The organism is Kutzneria sp. CA-103260, from assembly GCF_018263855.1.
Classification (GTDB): domain Bacteria; phylum Actinomycetota; class Actinomycetes; order Mycobacteriales; family Pseudonocardiaceae; genus Kutzneria.
Map to the genome: position 1 here is coordinate 4,258,528 of NZ_CP073318.1, position 16,168 is coordinate 4,274,695.

The 16,168-nt window shown below is 70.0% G+C and carries 15 protein-coding genes; 8 read left to right on the forward strand and 7 right to left on the reverse strand.

Annotation, left to right across the window (positions count from 1 at the left end):
* Position 1 precedes the first annotated feature (1 nt).
* Positions 2-1,402, reverse strand: coding sequence for a sensor histidine kinase (locus JJ691_RS18160; protein ID WP_211769932.1), 1,401 nt, complete (start codon positions 1,400-1,402; stop codon positions 2-4).
* Entirely contained in the window at positions 1,395-2,069 is a 675-nt protein-coding gene (locus tag JJ691_RS18165; RefSeq protein ID WP_211769933.1) for a response regulator transcription factor, read from the reverse strand. Before JJ691_RS18165 ends, JJ691_RS18160 begins: the two co-directional genes overlap by 8 nt.
* A 131-nt stretch (positions 2,070-2,200) precedes the next feature.
* Here JJ691_RS18165 and JJ691_RS18170 point away from each other — a divergent pair, with 131 nt between their 5' ends.
* Together JJ691_RS18170 and JJ691_RS18175 are read left to right on the forward strand one after the other, a co-directional pair.
* Positions 2,201-2,920, forward strand: coding sequence for an ABC transporter ATP-binding protein (locus JJ691_RS18170; RefSeq protein WP_211771555.1), 720 nt, complete (start codon positions 2,201-2,203; stop codon positions 2,918-2,920).
* Positions 2,920-5,382, forward strand: coding sequence for an FtsX-like permease family protein (locus JJ691_RS18175; protein WP_211771556.1), 2,463 nt, complete (start codon positions 2,920-2,922; stop codon positions 5,380-5,382). The genes JJ691_RS18170 and JJ691_RS18175 overlap by 1 nt, the downstream gene beginning before the upstream one ends.
* On the opposite strand, the gene JJ691_RS18180 is transcribed toward JJ691_RS18175, so the two are convergent.
* Entirely contained in the window at positions 5,357-6,361 is a 1,005-nt protein-coding gene (locus JJ691_RS18180; RefSeq protein WP_211769934.1) for an amidohydrolase family protein, read from the reverse strand. The genes JJ691_RS18175 and JJ691_RS18180 overlap by 26 nt on opposite strands.
* Entirely contained in the window at positions 6,358-7,782 is a 1,425-nt protein-coding gene (locus JJ691_RS18185; RefSeq protein WP_211769935.1) for an MFS transporter, read from the reverse strand. The genes JJ691_RS18180 and JJ691_RS18185 overlap by 4 nt, the downstream gene beginning before the upstream one ends.
* A gap of 575 nt (positions 7,783-8,357) precedes the next feature.
* Here JJ691_RS18185 and JJ691_RS18190 point away from each other — a divergent pair.
* Genes JJ691_RS18190 through JJ691_RS18205 form a run of 4 tightly spaced genes read left to right on the forward strand, consistent with a single transcriptional unit; the run spans position 8,358 to position 11,667 of the window.
* Entirely contained in the window at positions 8,358-9,020 is a 663-nt protein-coding gene (locus JJ691_RS18190; protein ID WP_249228013.1) for a GntR family transcriptional regulator, read from the forward strand.
* A 2-nt stretch (positions 9,021-9,022) separates the two neighbouring features.
* Positions 9,023-9,721, forward strand: coding sequence for a 4-carboxy-4-hydroxy-2-oxoadipate aldolase/oxaloacetate decarboxylase (locus JJ691_RS18195; protein WP_211769936.1), 699 nt, complete (start codon positions 9,023-9,025; stop codon positions 9,719-9,721).
* A 17-nt stretch (positions 9,722-9,738) separates the two neighbouring features.
* Positions 9,739-10,719 carry a PrpF domain-containing protein gene (locus JJ691_RS18200; RefSeq protein WP_249228014.1) on the forward strand — a complete coding sequence of 327 codons (981 nt, stop codon included), beginning with the start codon at positions 9,739-9,741 and terminating at the stop codon, positions 10,717-10,719.
* Positions 10,720-10,731: 12 nt separating this feature from the next.
* Complete coding sequence (locus JJ691_RS18205; RefSeq protein ID WP_211769938.1) at positions 10,732-11,667, forward strand: VOC family protein; 936 nt, start codon at positions 10,732-10,734, stop codon at positions 11,665-11,667.
* Positions 11,668-11,753: 86 nt separating this feature from the next.
* Here the strand turns inward: JJ691_RS18205 and JJ691_RS18210 are convergent, their stop codons facing one another.
* Positions 11,754-12,680 carry an AraC family transcriptional regulator gene (locus JJ691_RS18210; RefSeq protein WP_211769939.1) on the reverse strand — a complete coding sequence of 309 codons (927 nt, stop codon included), beginning with the start codon at positions 12,678-12,680 and terminating at the stop codon, positions 11,754-11,756.
* Positions 12,681-12,772: 92 nt separating this feature from the next.
* On the reverse strand, positions 12,773-13,591 hold the full coding sequence (locus tag JJ691_RS18215) for an LLM class F420-dependent oxidoreductase (RefSeq protein ID WP_211769940.1): 819 nt from the start codon (positions 13,589-13,591) through the stop codon (positions 12,773-12,775).
* A gap of 204 nt (positions 13,592-13,795) precedes the next feature.
* Here JJ691_RS18215 and JJ691_RS18220 point away from each other — a divergent pair, with 204 nt between their 5' ends.
* Positions 13,796-14,620: a hypothetical protein gene (locus JJ691_RS18220; protein WP_211769941.1), complete on the forward strand. Its 825-nt coding sequence runs from the start codon at positions 13,796-13,798 to the stop codon at positions 14,618-14,620.
* 138 nt (positions 14,621-14,758) lie between these two features.
* On the forward strand, positions 14,759-15,703 hold the full coding sequence (locus JJ691_RS18225) for a methionyl-tRNA formyltransferase (RefSeq protein WP_211769942.1): 945 nt from the start codon (positions 14,759-14,761) through the stop codon (positions 15,701-15,703).
* 42 nt (positions 15,704-15,745) lie between these two features.
* Here JJ691_RS18225 and JJ691_RS18230 read toward each other — a convergent pair whose 3' ends face one another.
* Positions 15,746-16,099, reverse strand: a complete 354-nt coding sequence (locus JJ691_RS18230) for a YciI family protein (RefSeq protein WP_211769943.1) — start codon at positions 16,097-16,099, stop codon at positions 15,746-15,748.
* Between the last annotated feature and the right edge of the window lie 69 nt (positions 16,100-16,168).

Genomic DNA, 16,168 nt, shown 5'->3' on the forward strand with positions numbered 1-16,168 from the left:
CTCACGGTAACCCTGGCGAGGCTCTTGCACCCGGCAAGCGCGCCACGAACCTGGCTCCGGCATCACTGTCCTCGACACGGAGCGAGCCGCCGTGCCGGACCGCGATGTCCCGGGCCAGCGTCAGCCCCAGCCCGGAACCGCCGGCATCGCGGGCCCGTGCGTCGTCCATTCGCACAAACCGGTCGAACACGCGTTCCCGATCACCAACGGGAACACCGGGACCGTCATCCACCACCTCCATCACCACTTCACTGCCGACGGACAACCGCACCGTGACAGTCGACGCGGCATGCCGCACGGCGTTGTCGAGCAGGTTGCGCAGCATCCGCTCCAACTGCACGAGCTCGCCGTGAACCAGCGCCGGCCCGTCCACAACGGACCGCACGACCGGGCCGGCGCCCATCGACCGCTCGGCGACCTGCTCCGCGACCACGTCAGCCAGGTCAACAAGTTCGGCCGGCGGGGAAGCGTCCTCAACGGCCAGTTGCAGCAGATCGGCAGTGATCCGCTGAAGCCGTTGCACGTCGAGCAGCGAGCGTTCGGCGACGGACGGCCAGTCGGCGCGGTTGGGGTGCGCCAGCGCCACCTCCAGCCCGGTGCGGAGGCTGGCGAGCGGGCTGCGCAACTCGTGGCTGGCATCGGCGACGAAGCGTTCCTGCTGCTCGTGCGCCCGCTGGAGTCGGTCGAGCGTGTCGTTCGTGGTCGAGGCGAGCCGGGCGATCTCGTCCCGGGACGGCGGCACCGGCACTCGCCGGTCGAGCCGACTGCCGCTGACCCCCGACAACTCCCGCCGGATCGCCTCCACCGAACGCAGCGTCCGCTGCAGGGCGAACCACGCCACGAGGGCGGCGATCAGCACCGCCAGCGGAACGAAGAACGCCATCGTGTCATCGAACAGCCGCAGGGTGCTCACCGTGTTCCACGGCAGCACGAACAGGTACACCGTGAGCCGATTTCCCCTTGTGTCGTTGACAACCCGCCCCAGCACACTGTAGGTGCGGAACTCCCGCCACTGTGGATGCTCGGCCGAGCACAGTGTCACGTCGACGGTCGTGCGCCACTCCGCCGGCGCCGCAGCGGGGGCGGGCGGCGGTGGTGTCCACTGTGGATGCAGATGGGTGATGCTGTCACTGGTCACGATCGCCTGCCCGGCGCCGTCGACCACGACGTACATCGCGTCGCCGCTCAACCCGACCGACTTGTCGCCACCGGGCAGACCATGCCGGTAGGCCAACACCAGCTGGTCCAGCTGTCCACTGGCCGCGTTGGTGTCGTCATTGGACAGCCGCTGGTCCACGAACGACCGGATGCCCAGCCAGCCGAGCGTGAAGATGAGCCCGCACACCAGGAAGGTGGCCAGGGTCGTGCTGCGCCGGACCGAAGCCGGCCACCATCTACTCATCGTCCACCAACCGGTAGCCGATGCCCCGCACGGTCGTGATGGTGCGCCGCCCGAACGGGGCGTCGAGCTTGCGCCGCAACGCGCTCACGTACACCTCCACGATGTTCGGGTCGCCGCGGTAGGCCATGTCCCACACCTGCTCCAGGATCTCGTGCTTGGCGACCACTTGTCCGCCGTGGCGCAGCAGGCATTCCAGCACGGCGAACTCCTTCGAGGTCAGCGTCACCGGCTGGCCCGCGCGCCGGACCACGCGCTTGGCTGGATCCAGCGCCAGGTCGCCGAACGACAGCACGGCCGAGGCGCCGGCCCGGCCGCGCCGGGTCAGGGCCCGCAGCCGGGCCTTGAGCACGACGTACGAGAACGGCTTGCTGAGGAAGTCGTCGGCGCCGGTGTCGAGCGCCTCGGCCTCGTCGTACTCGCCGTTCTTGGCCGTGAGCATGAGAATCGGCGTCGTCACGCCGAGCTCCCGCAGCGCCTGGCACACCTTGTACCCGTTCAGCCGGGGCAGCATGATGTCCAGCACGATCGCCTGATACCACTGTTGCTGCCCGAGCTCGAGCCCCTCCATGCCGTCGTGCGCGAGATCGACGGCATAGCCCTCCGCCTCCAGTCCCCACTGGAGCGACTCGGCCAGCCGCCTCTCATCCTCCACGACGAGTACTCGCATGCCTCGATCCTCCCAGATGCTCCGGACAGACCCTGAAGCGAACTTCAGGTTGCTTCAGCGGCCGTTCAGCCTCGACCCGGCACGATCGCCGGGACAGCGCGACGAGCGAGGAGAGCACAGTGGACAGTCCCATGGCGGCCGAGGTGACCGATGTGGTGAAGGTGTACGGCCGCGGCGAGACCGCCGTACGCGCGCTCGACCACGTGTCCGTCGGTTTCCCGGCCCGCCGGTTCACCGCGATCATGGGCCCGTCCGGCTCCGGCAAGTCCACGCTCATGCACTGCCTGGCCGGTCTGGACACCGTGGACGCCGGCCGGGTGCGGATCGGCCGGCACGAGGTGACAGGTCTGTCCGACGCCGCCTTGACCCGGCTGCGCCGCGACCATGTGGGTTTCGTGTTCCAGTCGTTCAACCTGCTGCCGACGCTGACCGCCGAGGAGAACATCCTCCTGGGACTGCGTCTCGCGGGTCGGCGACCGGACCGACAGTGGTTCGACACCGTGGTCGACGCGCTGGGATTACGCGCGCGGCTGGGACACAAGCCCGGTGAGCTGTCGGGCGGCCAGCAGCAGCGCGTGGCGTGCGCGCGGGCGCTGGTGGGCCGGCCGGACGTGGTGTTCGCCGACGAGCCGACCGGCAATCTCGACTCGCGCTCCGGCGCCGAGGTGCTGGACTTCCTGCGCACATCCGTGCGCGAACTGGGGCAGAGCGTCGTGATGGTGACCCACGATCCCGTCGCCGCCTCCTACACCGACCACGGCGTGCTACTCGCGGACGGCCGCATCGCCGCGCATCTCCAGCGGCCGACCGCCGACACCGTGCTGTCCGCGCTGACCACCCTGGGGGCGTGATGCTGCGTACCGTTCTCGCCGGCCTGAAGGCGCGGCCGACCCGGCTGCTGTTGTCCGCGCTCGCCATCGCGCTCGGCGTGGCGTTCGTGTCCGGGTCGCTGATCCTCGCCGACGCCGTCCACGCCGGCGTGCGCGCGGCCGTCGCGTACCAGCTGCGCGGCGTGGACGCGGACATCACCATGCGGCGCGGAGATCTGGACGACTCCGTCCTGAGCCAGGTCCGCCGGCTGCCGGGGGTCGCCACGGCCGAGGGGCGCACGGTGATCAGTGCCCCGTTGCTCAAGGACGGCCACGCGCGGGACGCGGGCGCGATGGCGCTGCCCGCGGACGAACAGCTGCGGCCGTTCGACGTCGCCGCTGGGCGGCTGCCCGACAAGGCTGACGAGGTCGCGACGGCGACCGAGGTCGGCTACTCGCCCGGCCAGCGGGTGACCGTGTTCGACCAGGACGGCAAGCAGCACCAGTACGCCGTGGTCGGCACCTTCAGCCGACCGACCGATGCCGGCATCGGCGCCCCGCAACTGGTGCTCATGGCGGACGCGGTTCGCCAACTCGCGCCGCGGCAGGGATACGGCGAGATCGTGGTCCGCGCGGCGCCCGGTGTGGACGCCCGGCAGCTCGGCGACACCATCGCGCAAACCATCCGTGGCGTTGAGGTGGCGACCGGCGATCAAGCCGCCGCTGAACTACTGAGCAACGCCGCCTCGGACTCGGCCCGCCTGACCAAGTTCTTCACGGCGTTCGCCACGCTGGCCATGGTGGTTGCCGGCCTGGTGATCGTGAACTCGTTCACCATCCTGGTCACGCAACGGGCCCGCGAGTTGGCGCTGCTGCGGTGCGTCGGGGCCGGCCGGTCGCAGGTGTTCGTCAGCGTGCTGATCGAAGCCGTTGTGGTGGGAGCCGTCGCCTCCGTGGTGGGCCTGTTCGCCGGACTCGGTGTCGCCGCCGCGTTGCAGGTCGGGAATCCGGCTGGCGTGCACGTGCCGCTCACCGTCAGGACAGCCATCGAGTCCGTGGCGATCGGCGTGTTGGTGACAGCGCTGGCCGCGGCGGTGCCGGCGCGGGCGGCAACCCGGGTTGCGCCGGTGGAGGCGCTGCGCACGCCGATCGAGGGCAAGTCAGACCGGGCCGGCATAGTGCGCGCCGCAGCAGCCGTGGCAGCGCTGGCAGTGGGCGTCGGGGCGGGTGTGCTGTCACTGTCCACCGATATGGACACCGGCGCGGCGTTGGCCGTCGTCGCCATGGTGGCACTGCTCGTGGCGGCGCTGGCGATCGGCCCGATGCTCGTGGGCCCGGTGGTCCGCACGTTGAGCGGGCTGTTCGCCCCGGTGCTGGGACAGCCCGCGAAGTTGGCGGCGCTCAATGCCGACCGTAACCCGAAGCGCACCGCCGCGAGCGCCGCCACGCTCACCATTGGGCTGGCTGTGGTGACGCTGGTGACGACGGTCGCGGCCGGGGTCGAGGCCGGGCAGAGCCGTGGCGTCGACCAACAGCTGGCCGCGGACTTCACTGTGACGACTGCCGTTGCCACCCGGCCGTTGCCCGACAACCTGGCGGCCACGCTCGCCCGCGTGCCCGGAGTGGCTGCCACCGCGGAACGAGTGTCGTTCTCCGGTGTCCTCGGCTCGCACGGCGCCTACGGCATGACCGCCATCAGCGGCGACGCCGTCGGCAGCCTGGTGCGCCCGGTGGTGCTGTCCGGCCGGCTCGACCACCTCGGGCCGGGCGAGATCGCCGTGAGCAAGCAACTCGCCACCGAGACCGGGCTCAGCGTCGGGGACACCGTGGACGCCAAGGTGCCGCTGCATGTGGTCGCCGTCTACGACAGTGTCAACGCCCCCGGCGTCGATCTCGGCCTGGCCCTGGTCGATCTCGCGCAGCGGCCCGCCATCACGTTGGCCGGCGGCGCCGGCTACGACGAGAGCCTGCTGGTCAAGCTGGCGTCGGGCGTGGACGCCGACCAGGTGCGACCGTCACTGGAACACGCGCTGTCCGCGGAACCGCTGGCACAACTGAACAGCACCGCCGAGATCAAGGACCAGATGACCACGCCGCTGCGTGGCACTCTCAACCTGCTGTGGGCGCTGACCGCGCTGGCGGTGGTGATCGCCTTCGCCGGCATCGCCAACACGCTGTCGCTGTCGGTGCTGGAACGGACCCGGGAGTCCGCCCTGCTGCGGGCACTCGGCCTGACCAGGGGCGGTCTGGGGGCCACCGTCATGACCGAATCGGTGTTCGTCGCACTGCTCGGCGCGGCGTGCGGCCTGCTCGTCGGCGTGGTGTCCGCGTGGTTGCTCACTCGCGTCGCCTCCACCGACGCCGAGCCCGTGCTGTTCACGCTGCCGTGGCCCCGGCTGGGCGTCCTGCTGGCCGCCGCCGTTCTGGCCGCTCCCCTCGCGGCGTTGCTGCCTGCCCGCCGCGCATCCCGCCAGTCACTCACTGCCGCGATGGCCGACCAGTGACGGCCTTCAGACGCGGATACACACGGAGGGCGTTGTGCTCGTAAACCTTGGCCCGCTCCACTTCGGACAGTGGTGCCGCGTCCACATAGCGACGGGTGTCGTCGAAGTGGTGGCCGGTCCGGCTGTCCACGCCGCGGACGGCGCCCAGCGTCTCCGAGCCGAACAGCACGGCGTCCGCGCCGATCACCTGGAACAGCAGGTCGATGCCGGGCTGGTGGTAGACGCAGGTGTCGAAGGAGACGTTGGTCAGCACATGGTGGGCCGGGTCCGGACGGCCCAGCATGTCGGCGAGCCCACGGTAGCGGCCCCAGTGGTACGGGACCGCGCCGCCGCCGTGCGGGATCACCAGCCGCAACTCGGGCAGGTCAGCGAACAGGTCGCCCTGCACGAGCTGCATGAAAGCAGTGGTGTCGGCGTTGAGGTAATGAGCGCCGGTGGCGTGGAACGCCCGGTTCACGGACGCGGACACGTGCACCATCGCCGGCACGTCCAGCTCGATCATCGCCTCGTAGAAGGGGTACCAGCCACGGTCGGTGAGTGGCGACGCGGTCCAGTGGCCGCCGCTCGGGTCGGGGTTCAGGTTGCAGCCGACAAAACCCAACTCCTCGACGCAGCGCCGAAGTTCGCCGATGGACCGGTCGATCGGCACGCCCGGCGACTGTGGGAGCTGACCCACGCCGACGAACCGGTCGGGGTGGAGCGTGACGACGCGGTGGATCAGGTCGTTGCACGCCCGTGCCCAGGCGGCGCTGGTCGACTCGTCGCCGAGGTGGTGGGCCATGGCGGAGGCGCGTGGCGAGAAGATGGTCAGGTCGATGCCGCGTTCGTCCATGAGCCGCAACTGTTCCCGCACGGACTCGCGGATCTCGTCGTCGGTGATGGTCGGGTACGTCTGCGTGTCGCGGGCGAGCTGGCGTTCCCGCCACGTGGTGTGGGCGGCGGGCGCGGTGGTGTAGTGGCCGTGGCAGTCGATGATCACGGGGACAGCTCCTCCAGTGCGCGATTACGGGTGCGAGGCGTGAACTGAGCCAACACCGCGGCGACAACCAGGAAGCTCGACACCAGCAGCAGTGCCGGCAGCGGGGCGAGCAGCGGCACCAGCGGGGCGACGACCAGCACGCCGGTCGCGCCGCCGAGCACGCCGATGCCGTCGACCAGGCCGAAGCCGGCGGACCGGATCCGGGTCGGGAAGCTCTCCGCGGACAGCGCGAACGTCGGCGGCACCCATACGTTGAAGCCGAAGAACACCAGGAAGGAGCCCGCCAGCGCCCAACCGATGTCAGTGCCGAGCAAGGCAATGATCACGGCCCCGAGCACGGTCATCGCCGCGCCCACCGGCAGCCAGTACCGACGTTCCAGCACCTCTGAATACCGGGCGGAGAACAAGCCCTGCACAAAAAAGCCGACGCCGCCGGCGGCGGAGATCATGCCGGCGACCGGCGGCGTGAAGTGCAAGCTGGTGAGCACAACCGTGGAACCGGTGGAATAGGAGAAGACCGTGGCATAACCCGTGAACCACATGGCGATCAGCAGCAGCGCACGGCGTCGGTAGCGCGGGTCGACGAACAGCTCGCGGTAGGCGTGCCGGGCATGCTCGACCGGTGGCGGCACCGTGGACGGATCGGGCTCGGGCAACGGCGCCTTGGCCCTCGCCTCCAGTCTGGTCATGACGGCGTCGGCGTCACCGATCCGGCCGTGCTCGACCAGCCAGCGCGGTGATTCCGGCAGTCGTAACGTCGCCGCGACGGCGAGCGCGCCCAGGAAAACCGCCACCCAGTGGATCCAGCGCCAGCCGTTGGCCAGTCCGAAGGCGACCGGCATGCCCTCGGGGAACGGGGCCGCCTGCGTGGTGAGCATCAACCCCAGTCCGATGCCGACCATCGCGCCGAGCGTGCACAACACGAAGGTCGTCGCGGTGTAGCGGGCCCGGGCCCCGTGCGGGGCGAGTTCGCCGATGTAGGTGTTGCCGACAGCGAGCACCGCGCCCATGGCGATGCCGGTGACGGCCCGGCCGGTCGTGAAGGTGGCGTAGTCACCGGCAACCGCGGCGATCAGCGAGCCCAGGGCCGCGAAGCCGACCGAGGCCGCCAGCACCGGCCGTCGGCCGAGGCGATCGGACAGCGGGGCTACCACCAGGCAGCCGAGCACGTAGCCGGCGAGGTAGGCACAGACCGGCAGCGGCAGCCAGGACTGCGCGTTCACGGGAGCGCAGCCGTCGACGATCTGGCCGCAGGTCTGGAGAAAGGAGACGTTGATGTCGAAGTTGCAGTAGAAGATCACGAACATCGCCAGGCCGACAATGCCGGTGGCCGCGTAGCTCACGGTCCGTCGCGGCAACCGATCCAGCCTGGCCAGCACGGCCGCACGGTCCCTCGTCGACACTTGCGCGCTGCTGGACATGAACCCTCCCTCGGTCTGTGTTTCCCGAGTTGCTGAGCAGGCCCGTCTCGGCGGGTGGGCCCGCTACGCCGGGCATGGCTGCTTTCTCGGCCGGAGCCGCCGCATCACCGCGCTTCGCTTGGCTTGCGGCTGAGCGGGACCCCGGACCAGCGGGCGTGCCCACTTCCTCAGGGGCGATGGGCCAGAACGGTAGCTCCGTGGACGCGATCGTCACAAGAGTTGTCGACAGGATTGTTGACAATCTTGTGTGAGATGCTTAGCGTCCGATGCCCAGGAAGGGAGCCGCCATGTCGAGCGCGCCGCGAAAGAACGAGGCCGAGGGGCGGGCGGCAGCGCCACGGCGGTCAGGCCGGGCTTCGAGCACGGCCGGGGCCACCACGCGGCAGTCGGCCAAGGCAACCGCAACGGCAGCAGGGCACGACAGCACGCGAACCGGAGCAGCAGCGCGACGTAAGAACAAGAGCGCGGCCGGCAGCCAGGCCGCCGAGGCTGCACCACGTGCCGGCGAGGCCCGCGAGCAAGCCGGCATCGGGACACCGCGGACCAACGAAGCCAGTGGGCCTCCCCAGGGTGGCGTGCCACGGACAAACGAGGTCGCGCCGCACGAGGGAGAGGCCGGCAAGCAGGCCGCGATGGCGGCGTTGCGGGCGGCGCTGATAGCCGGGGATGTGGTGCCGGGGCAGCGGCTGGTCGAGGCGGAGCTGGCGGAGACGTTCAGGGTGACCAGGGCCAGTGTGCGAGCGGCGCTGATCGACCTGACGGCTGAAGGGCTGGTCGAGCGGATCCCCAATCGGGGTGCGCGGGTTCGGGTGGTCACCGTCGCGGAGGCGGTGGCGATCACGGAATGCCGCATGGTGCTGGAAGGTCTGTGCGCGGCGAAGGCGGCGGAGAAGGCCACCGACGACCAGATCGAGGCGCTGGTGCAGGTCGGCGAACAGATGCGGGCAGCGGTCGCGGACGGGGAGCCGATGAAGTACTCGGCGCTGAACCGGGAGCTGCATCGGATGGTGCGGGAGATCGCGGACCAGCCGGTGGCCGGCGAGCTGCTGGAACGTCTGCACGGGCAGCTGGTGCGGCACCAGTTCCGGCTGGCGATGCGGGACGGGCGCACCCATGTGTCACTGCCGGAGCACCTGGCGATCATCGACGCGATCGCCCAGCACAACCCGGATGCCGCCGAGTGGGCCGCCCGAGAGCATCTGCGCAGCGTGATCACGGCGCTCAAGGAGACGGAGTAGGCATGGACACGGTGGTGGTGACGGACGTCCCGCGGGCACCGCTCGACGCGATCGATCAGTTGGCCGACTACGGCGTGGCGACAGTGCACGAGGCGTTGGGGCGCATCGGTTACCTGGGTCCGGACCATCGGCCGACGCACCTGGGCCGCCGCATCGGCGGCTCGGCGGTCACGGTGCTGTGCTGGCCCGGGGACAACCTGATGATCCACGCGGCGGTCGAGCAGTGCCAGGCCGGCGACGTGCTGGTCGTCACCACCGCTTCTCCCTGCACGGACGGCCTGTTCGGCGAGTTGCTGGCAACTTCGTTGCAGGCGCGGGGAGTTCGCGGTCTGGTCATCGACACCGGCGTGCGGGACGTCGCCGAGCTGCGCGCGATGGGGTTTGCGGTGTGGTCCAGGGCGGTCAGCGCCCAGGGTACGGTCAAGTCGACGGCGGGTGCGGTGAACGTGCCGATTGTCGTTGGGGCGCAGACGATCCAGGCCGGTGATGTGATCCTGGCCGATGATGACGGGGTGCTCCGCGTGCCCCGGGGCGAGGTGCCGAGGGCGATCGAACTGGCGAAGGCACGGGTCGACAAGGAACAAGCGACGCGGGAGGCGTTCCAGGCCGGGCAACTCGGCTTGGACCGGTACGGACTGCGGGACAAGCTGGCCGCGCTGGGTGTCCGATACGTGACGGCCGCGGAGTACGGGATCCGATGATGGCTGGTGTTCCGTGCATGCTGATACGGGGCGGCACCTCCAAGGGAGCCTACTTCCTCGCCGCCGATCTGCCGTCGGATCCGGCCGAGCGCGACGATCTGCTGATCCGGACCATGGGCAGCGGGGATCCGCGCCAGATCGACGGAATCGGCGGCGCGACGCCGTTGACCAGCAAAGTCGCCGTGGTGTCGCCGAGTTCCGAGCCGAACGTGGACGTCGACTACCTGTTCCTCCAGCTGGGTGTGGAGGAGGCGACCGTCTCCGACCGGCAGAACTGCGGCAACCTCCTGGCCGGTGTCGGGCCGTTCGCCGTGGCGCGCGGGCTGGTGCCGACGGATCGTCCGGTGCGGATCCGGATGGTCAACTCGGACAGTGTCGCCACGGCGCGGTTTCCGGTCGGGGAGGTCGCCATCTCCGGGGTTCCCGGCACCGCCCCCGGCGTGGTGCTGGACTTCGATGACACCGAGGGACCCAACGGGTTGCTGCCGACTGGGAACCTGGTCGACGTGATCGACGGCGTGCCGGTGACCTGTGTGGACAACGGGATGCCGGTGGTGGTTGCCCGGGCGGCGGATCTCGGCGTCACCGGCTATGAGTCGGTCTCCCAACTGGCCGATGATCTCGCGTTGCGGGATCGAGTGCAGCGGCTGCGGATGCAGGCGGCCGCCTTGATGGGGCTTCGGGACACCACGTCGGTGCCGAAGACCACGCTGGTAGCGCCGCCGGTCGATGGCGGCTCCATCTGCACCCGAACCTTCATTCCCCTGCGGCTGCACACGTCCATCGGCGTGCTCGGCGCGGTCAGCGTCGCCACCGCGCTCCTGATGGACGGGGGCGTCGGCCATGAGCTGTTCAGCGGTTCGTCCAGAGTGGACGTCGAGCATCCCACCGGTCACCTCCAAGTGGAGGTCGAGCTGGACCCGGCCGGCCGGGTGCGGCGCAGCGGCGTCGTGCGCACCGCCCGCACGCTGTTCGACGGCACGGTTTTCCCCCGCTAGCAAGGAGATCGCATGGCTCCCCGACACGACGTCGCGCACCTCGGGCATGTCGAGCTGCTCACCCCGGAACCCGAGCGCAGCCTGTGGTTCTTCACCGAGCTCATGGGGCTCACCGAGAACGGCCGCGACGGCGATTCGGTGTTCCTGCGCACGTGGGACGACTATGAGCAGTACAGCCTGGTGCTCACCGCCAGCGACACTTCCGGCCTCCGCCGCACTGCCTTGCGGACTTCCAGCCAGGGCGCCCTCGACCGGCTGGCCACTGCGATCCCCGACGGCCGGTGGCTGCCCGCCGGCGCCGGCATCGGCCCAAGCTACTTGTGCACCGATCCCGATGGCCACGAAATCCAGCTGTACTGGGAAACCACGTGGTTCGAGGCGCCGCCGCACCTGGCGCCGTCGCTGAAGAACCAGCCGCAGGCCCACCCCGGCCGGGGCATCGGCGTCCGGCGGCTCGACCACGTCAACTTCCTGGCCGCCGACGTCCCCGCCAACAGCGGCTTCGTCGCCGACGCGCTGGGCGGCGAGGTCACCGAGCAGATCGTCCTGGACGACGGTTCCGTCGCCGCGTCGTGGCTCCACTTCGGCAACAAGTCCTACGATCTCGTCTACACCAACGACTGGACCGGCAGTTCCGGCCGCCTGCACCACATCGCGTTCGCCACCGACACCCGCGAGGACATTCTCCGCGGCGCCGACATCTTCCTCGACAACGACGTGTTCATCGAGACCGGCCCGCACAAGCACGCCATCCAGCAGACGTTCTTCCTGTACGTCTACGAGCCCGGCGGCAACCGGATCGAGCTGTGCAACCCGCTCACCCGGCTGATCCTGGCCCCCGACTGGCGCCCCATCAGCTGGACCCAGGCCGAACGGGCCAAGGGGCAGGCGTGGGGACTGAAGACCATCGAGTCCTTCCACACCCACGGCACTCCGCCGGTGCCGTAAGCGAGGGATCCGGCCTCCCTGCCAGGTTCGAGCGGCAGTAGGCGGTCTTGGCCGGGCCAACAGGCCGAGCGGCGGCACTCGCTGGGTTAGTGGGCCGAGCGGCGGTAGTGGCTTGGGGAACAGCCGTATTCGCGGCGGAAGGCGGCGGAGAACTGGGCGGCGCTCTGGTAACCGCAGGCGGTCATGATCTGCTGCACGGACTGGGAGCTGCCCCGCAGGAGGCTGGCGGCGCGACGGAGGCGGAGGCGGACGAGGTAGCGGTGCGGGGTGGTGCCGGTGGCCTGCCTGAAACTCCGAAGCAGGTGATACTTGCTCATGTTGGCCTGGAGGGCGAGGTCGTCGAGGGTGATGTCCTCGTGCAGACACTCGCGGAGGTAGCCGAGCAGGGAGTGCAGGGTGGTGCGGCCGAGCATGGCCTGGGGCTCCACCGCCGGCCGGGAGTGCACGACGTGCAGCAGGTGAGCGGTGAGGGCATGGGCCAGCGAGTCGGCGTACAGGCCGGCGGCTCGTTGCCCGAGGGCGCCGGAGACGGCATAGCCGGTGGCGGTGACGAAGGGGTCGTCGACGGTGAGGGAATCGGGCAGCTCGTGCGGGCGAACCGTCCCCACGCCGCCCACCTCGTGGCTGATCTCGTCCACGAGATCGGGATACAGGTACATGTGCACGGAATGCAGCGGCTCGGGGGACTCGGCCCGCCAGCGCAGTGATGACGACCGCAGAGGAGCGGTCACGCCGGCGGAGCCGGGGCGGTATGCCGCGCTGTGCCACCGCGAGCCGGACCGAGCCTCGATGGTGTAGCTGCCCCCGGTGGCGACCACGACCAGCAGCGCCGCGGTGGGGGCGGTCTCGAACTCTTCGGCGTACGACGGATCGTGGTAGCTACGGGCCAGCATGGACCGCCAGCCGAGGTCGTCGCTGCCGGCGAGCCGCCGCGAGGGCAGCGCCCGGTCGGCGTCGAGCACGCCGGCCAGGGCCTCGCTGTGCGACATCGACCCGCCGCCGACACCGGCCATAACGTTCCTTCGGATCCATACGATGCGTACCGGGCCATTATCGCAGGTGCGGCTGGCCCGGAGTCTTGAGCAGGCTGACACGCCTCTGGCGATCACCGCCGGTCGAGCAGACCGGCCCAGCCGTCGAGCCGGTCGACGTCGTCCGGGCCCGACATGAACGTGAACAGACAGCGGTCCACGCCTGCCTCGGCGAACGCCCGCAGCATCGCGGGGTCGGGGATGGCGCCGAACAGCGTGACCGGCACCGGCCGAGCCGCCCGCTGACGCAGGGCGGCGATCCGGTCGGCCAATTCCCGCACGGAAGCGAGCGGTCCACACTGCGGCAGCCAGCCGTCGCCGAACGCGAGCACTCGATCCTCCGCGCCGGGACCGTTGCCGCCGACCAACACCGGCGGATGCGGCCGCTGCACCGGCTTCGGCCACGACCACAGCGGATCGAAGTCGACGTGCGGACCGTGATGCTCGGCCTCATCGGCAGTCCAGATCGCTCGCATCGCCTGGACCCGATCGGCCAGCATGGCCATCCGCTGCCGCGCGTCGGTGCCGTGATTGGCGAGCTCCAGTCGGTTCCAGCCGGCGCCGACGCCGAACTCGAAGAGGCCGCCGGACATCCGGTCGATGCTGGCGACCTCCTTGGCCGTGATGATCGGATCCCGTTCCGGCACCAGGCACACCGCCGTGCCCAGGCGCAGCGTGGTGGTCACGGCCGCCGCCGCGGCAAGGGCGACAAAAGGGTCGTAGGTGGCGGCGTAGTCGCGGGCCGGGCGGTTGTCGTCGCGCCGGCTGGCCACGGGGATGTGCGTGTGCTCGGCGTACCAGAGCGACTCGAAGCCGCGTTCCTCGACCGCACGGGCGAGTTCGGCCGGTGTCAGGCCGTCGCAACCACCGAACACCGCGATCCCCAGCTGCATGCCGGCACGCTAGCGGCCCGCCGCGCGCACCGCCGCAAATTTTCGTATCCCTCGGATGAAATGGTTTCCATTGACAGCGTGGAAGCGTCAGTTCTAAGGTCGGTGCCGCAAGACATCGGATGTTCTGGCCTCGCGAACGGGGTCGTTCTCCCGCCGCCCGATGTGTACCCCCTGTCGTTCGCCGCCAGGAAGGACACACCGACGATGTCGGAATCCCTGCCGCACGCGCATTCCCGCAGGACCATGCTGCGCACGCTGGCCGTCACGGCGCTCGCCGCGCCGATCGCGCTGCGCCCGCTCAGCTCGGCCTTCGCCACCCCGGCGGCCACCACCCTCTGGCACCCGAACCCCGCCACCGACGGGCTGAAGGCGTTCGAGGGCATCGAGGCCGACCGGGTTGGCAAGCACCCGGACCGCAAGTACGTCGTGGTCGAGGGCGGCGACCACTACCGGTTCAACATCTGGAAGGACGACCGGGACAGCACCGGCGGCGGCGACCGCCAGCGCACCGAGTCGAAGGGCATGGTGCAGAACGGCACCGCGCTGAAGATGAAGAACGGCGAGACCTGGACCATCGCCTACGACATGTACATGCCGTCTTCCCTGCACGGCACCGACAAGTTCACCCACATCTTCCAGACCAAGACGCCGTCCACCAACGGCGGCCCGTGGGTGACGATCGACCTGAGCCGCAGCGGCAGCACGGAGATCATCCAGGCCCGCGCCTACTCCAACTCCGGCTCGCCGGCGATCGCCAAGACGGACCTGGCGCCGCTGCGGGACAAGTGGATCAACATCTCGCTGACGCTGACCCCGGGCACCAAGGGCGCGTGCACCGCGATCATCCGCAGCGGCGCGGGCAGCAGCGCGCCGATCGCGGCGCAAGGGCACATGACCGGCGTGAACATCCCCGACCAGGGCGACTACGTGCGGCCGAAGTGGGGCATCTACCGGTCGGTGCAGAGCGCCAGCTCGGACATCCTGGACACCTATCTGCTGTTCAAGAACTACACGGCGACGAAGAACTGAAGGGGCGAAAGGAAAAAGGGGGCCGAACCGCGAAGGTCTGAGCGGCCGTGCCTCCGCCATCCGGGCGCTTGAGTAGGTCAGCCTCGCCTAAGTTAGGCTAGGCTGACCTACTCGTCAGCCAACGGAAGGCACCTGCGCATGCGCGTCGCGATGTTCGGCTACCAGACCTGGGGGCACCGCACCCTGCGTGCCCTGATCGACGCCGGCCACGAGGTCGCGCTGGTGGTGACGCATCCCCAGAGCGACCACGCGTACGAGCGGATCTGGGCGGACTCGGTGGCCGACCTGGCGCGGGAGCACGGCATCCGGGTGCTGCTGCGGGAACGGCCGGACGACGCGGAGCTGCTGGCCGAGCTACAGGCCGCCGACCTGGACCTGATCGTGGCCAACAACTGGCGGACCTGGCTGCCGCCGGAGGTGTTCGACCTGCCCCGGCACGGCACGCTGAACATCCACGACTCGCTGCTGCCGGCCTACGCCGGCTTCTCCCCCGTGATCTGGGCGCTGCTCAACAACGAGCCCGAGGTCGGCGTTACCGCGCACATGATGGACGGCGAGCTGGACGCGGGCGGCGTCGTGCTGCAGCGATCGGTGCCGGTCGGCCCGGCCGACACCTCGGCCGACCTGTTCCACCGCACCGTGGACCTGATCGCGCCGATCACCGCCGAGGCGATCAAGCTGATCGAGCAGGGCTGCACGCCGCAGCCGCAGGACCGGTCCAAGGCCAGCTTCTTCCACAAGCGGGCCAAGCGGGACAGCCTGATCGACTGGAACTGGACGCCGGAGTACATCGAACGACTGGTGCGGGCCCAGTCCGACCCGTACCCGAACGCCTTCACGTACCACCGCGGCCAGGAGCTGCGCATCGTGAAGGCCTCGGTCTCCCAGGGCCACTACGGCGGCACGCCGGGCCGGATCTTCTACCGTGAGGGCGACGGCGTGGTGATCGTCGCCGGCCCGGACGCCCGTCGCGGCACCTTCCCCGGCCTGGTGATCGAGCGGGTGCGCACCGCGGACGGCGCGGAGCTGGCCGCGAACGACTACTTCAAGACGATGGGCGGCTACCTCACCGACCGCCCGTGACGAGACGACGGGGACTCGCAACCCGAGCCCCCGTCGACCGTCTCACGCCGACTCGTGCGGCACCGGCCACAGCTCGACCGGATCCTGGTCGGCGATCGGCATGTCGGCGGCGATCTCCCGGGCCCGTGCCTCGTCGGCCACGTCCAGCAGGTAGAAGCTGGCCATGTACTCCTTGGTCTCCAGGTACGGGCCGTCGGTGACCACGGCCGCCCCGCCGACCCGGCGCACCAGCTTGGCCTCGGCGGCGTCGGCCAGGCCGTAGGCGCCGAGCAGCTCGCCGGTCTCCCGGTAGCGGGTGTTGAACGCCTCCTGCTGGGCGATCACCTCGGGCCACTGCTCGGCCGGCAGCGAGTCCCACTTCTCCTTGTTGCCGTAGATCATGAGCAGGTACTTCATCGCTGCGCTCCTTCACGTCTTCGAGCTCGGTCACCAGTGGGTCGGAGCCGGTCGGCCGTTCTCTACACG

Coding starts and splice junctions, on each gene's coding strand:
- JJ691_RS18160 (WP_211769932.1), bottom strand. CDS start 1,402: ATGAGTAGATGGTGGCCGGCTTCGGTCCGGCGCAGCACGACCCTGGCC.
- JJ691_RS18165 (WP_211769933.1), bottom strand. CDS start 2,069: ATGCGAGTACTCGTCGTGGAGGATGAGAGGCGGCTGGCCGAGTCGCTC.
- JJ691_RS18170 (WP_211771555.1), top strand. CDS start 2,201: ATGGCGGCCGAGGTGACCGATGTGGTGAAGGTGTACGGCCGCGGCGAG.
- JJ691_RS18175 (WP_211771556.1), top strand. CDS start 2,920: ATGCTGCGTACCGTTCTCGCCGGCCTGAAGGCGCGGCCGACCCGGCTG.
- JJ691_RS18185 (WP_211769935.1), bottom strand. CDS start 7,782: ATGTCCAGCAGCGCGCAAGTGTCGACGAGGGACCGTGCGGCCGTGCTG.
- JJ691_RS18195 (WP_211769936.1), top strand. CDS start 9,023: ATGGACACGGTGGTGGTGACGGACGTCCCGCGGGCACCGCTCGACGCG.
- JJ691_RS18200 (WP_249228014.1), top strand. CDS start 9,739: ATGCTGATACGGGGCGGCACCTCCAAGGGAGCCTACTTCCTCGCCGCC.
- JJ691_RS18205 (WP_211769938.1), top strand. CDS start 10,732: ATGGCTCCCCGACACGACGTCGCGCACCTCGGGCATGTCGAGCTGCTC.
- JJ691_RS18210 (WP_211769939.1), bottom strand. CDS start 12,680: ATGGCCGGTGTCGGCGGCGGGTCGATGTCGCACAGCGAGGCCCTGGCC.
- JJ691_RS18215 (WP_211769940.1), bottom strand. CDS start 13,591: ATGCAGCTGGGGATCGCGGTGTTCGGTGGTTGCGACGGCCTGACACCG.
- JJ691_RS18220 (WP_211769941.1), top strand. CDS start 13,796: ATGTCGGAATCCCTGCCGCACGCGCATTCCCGCAGGACCATGCTGCGC.
- JJ691_RS18225 (WP_211769942.1), top strand. CDS start 14,759: ATGCGCGTCGCGATGTTCGGCTACCAGACCTGGGGGCACCGCACCCTG.
- JJ691_RS18230 (WP_211769943.1), bottom strand. CDS start 16,099: ATGAAGTACCTGCTCATGATCTACGGCAACAAGGAGAAGTGGGACTCG.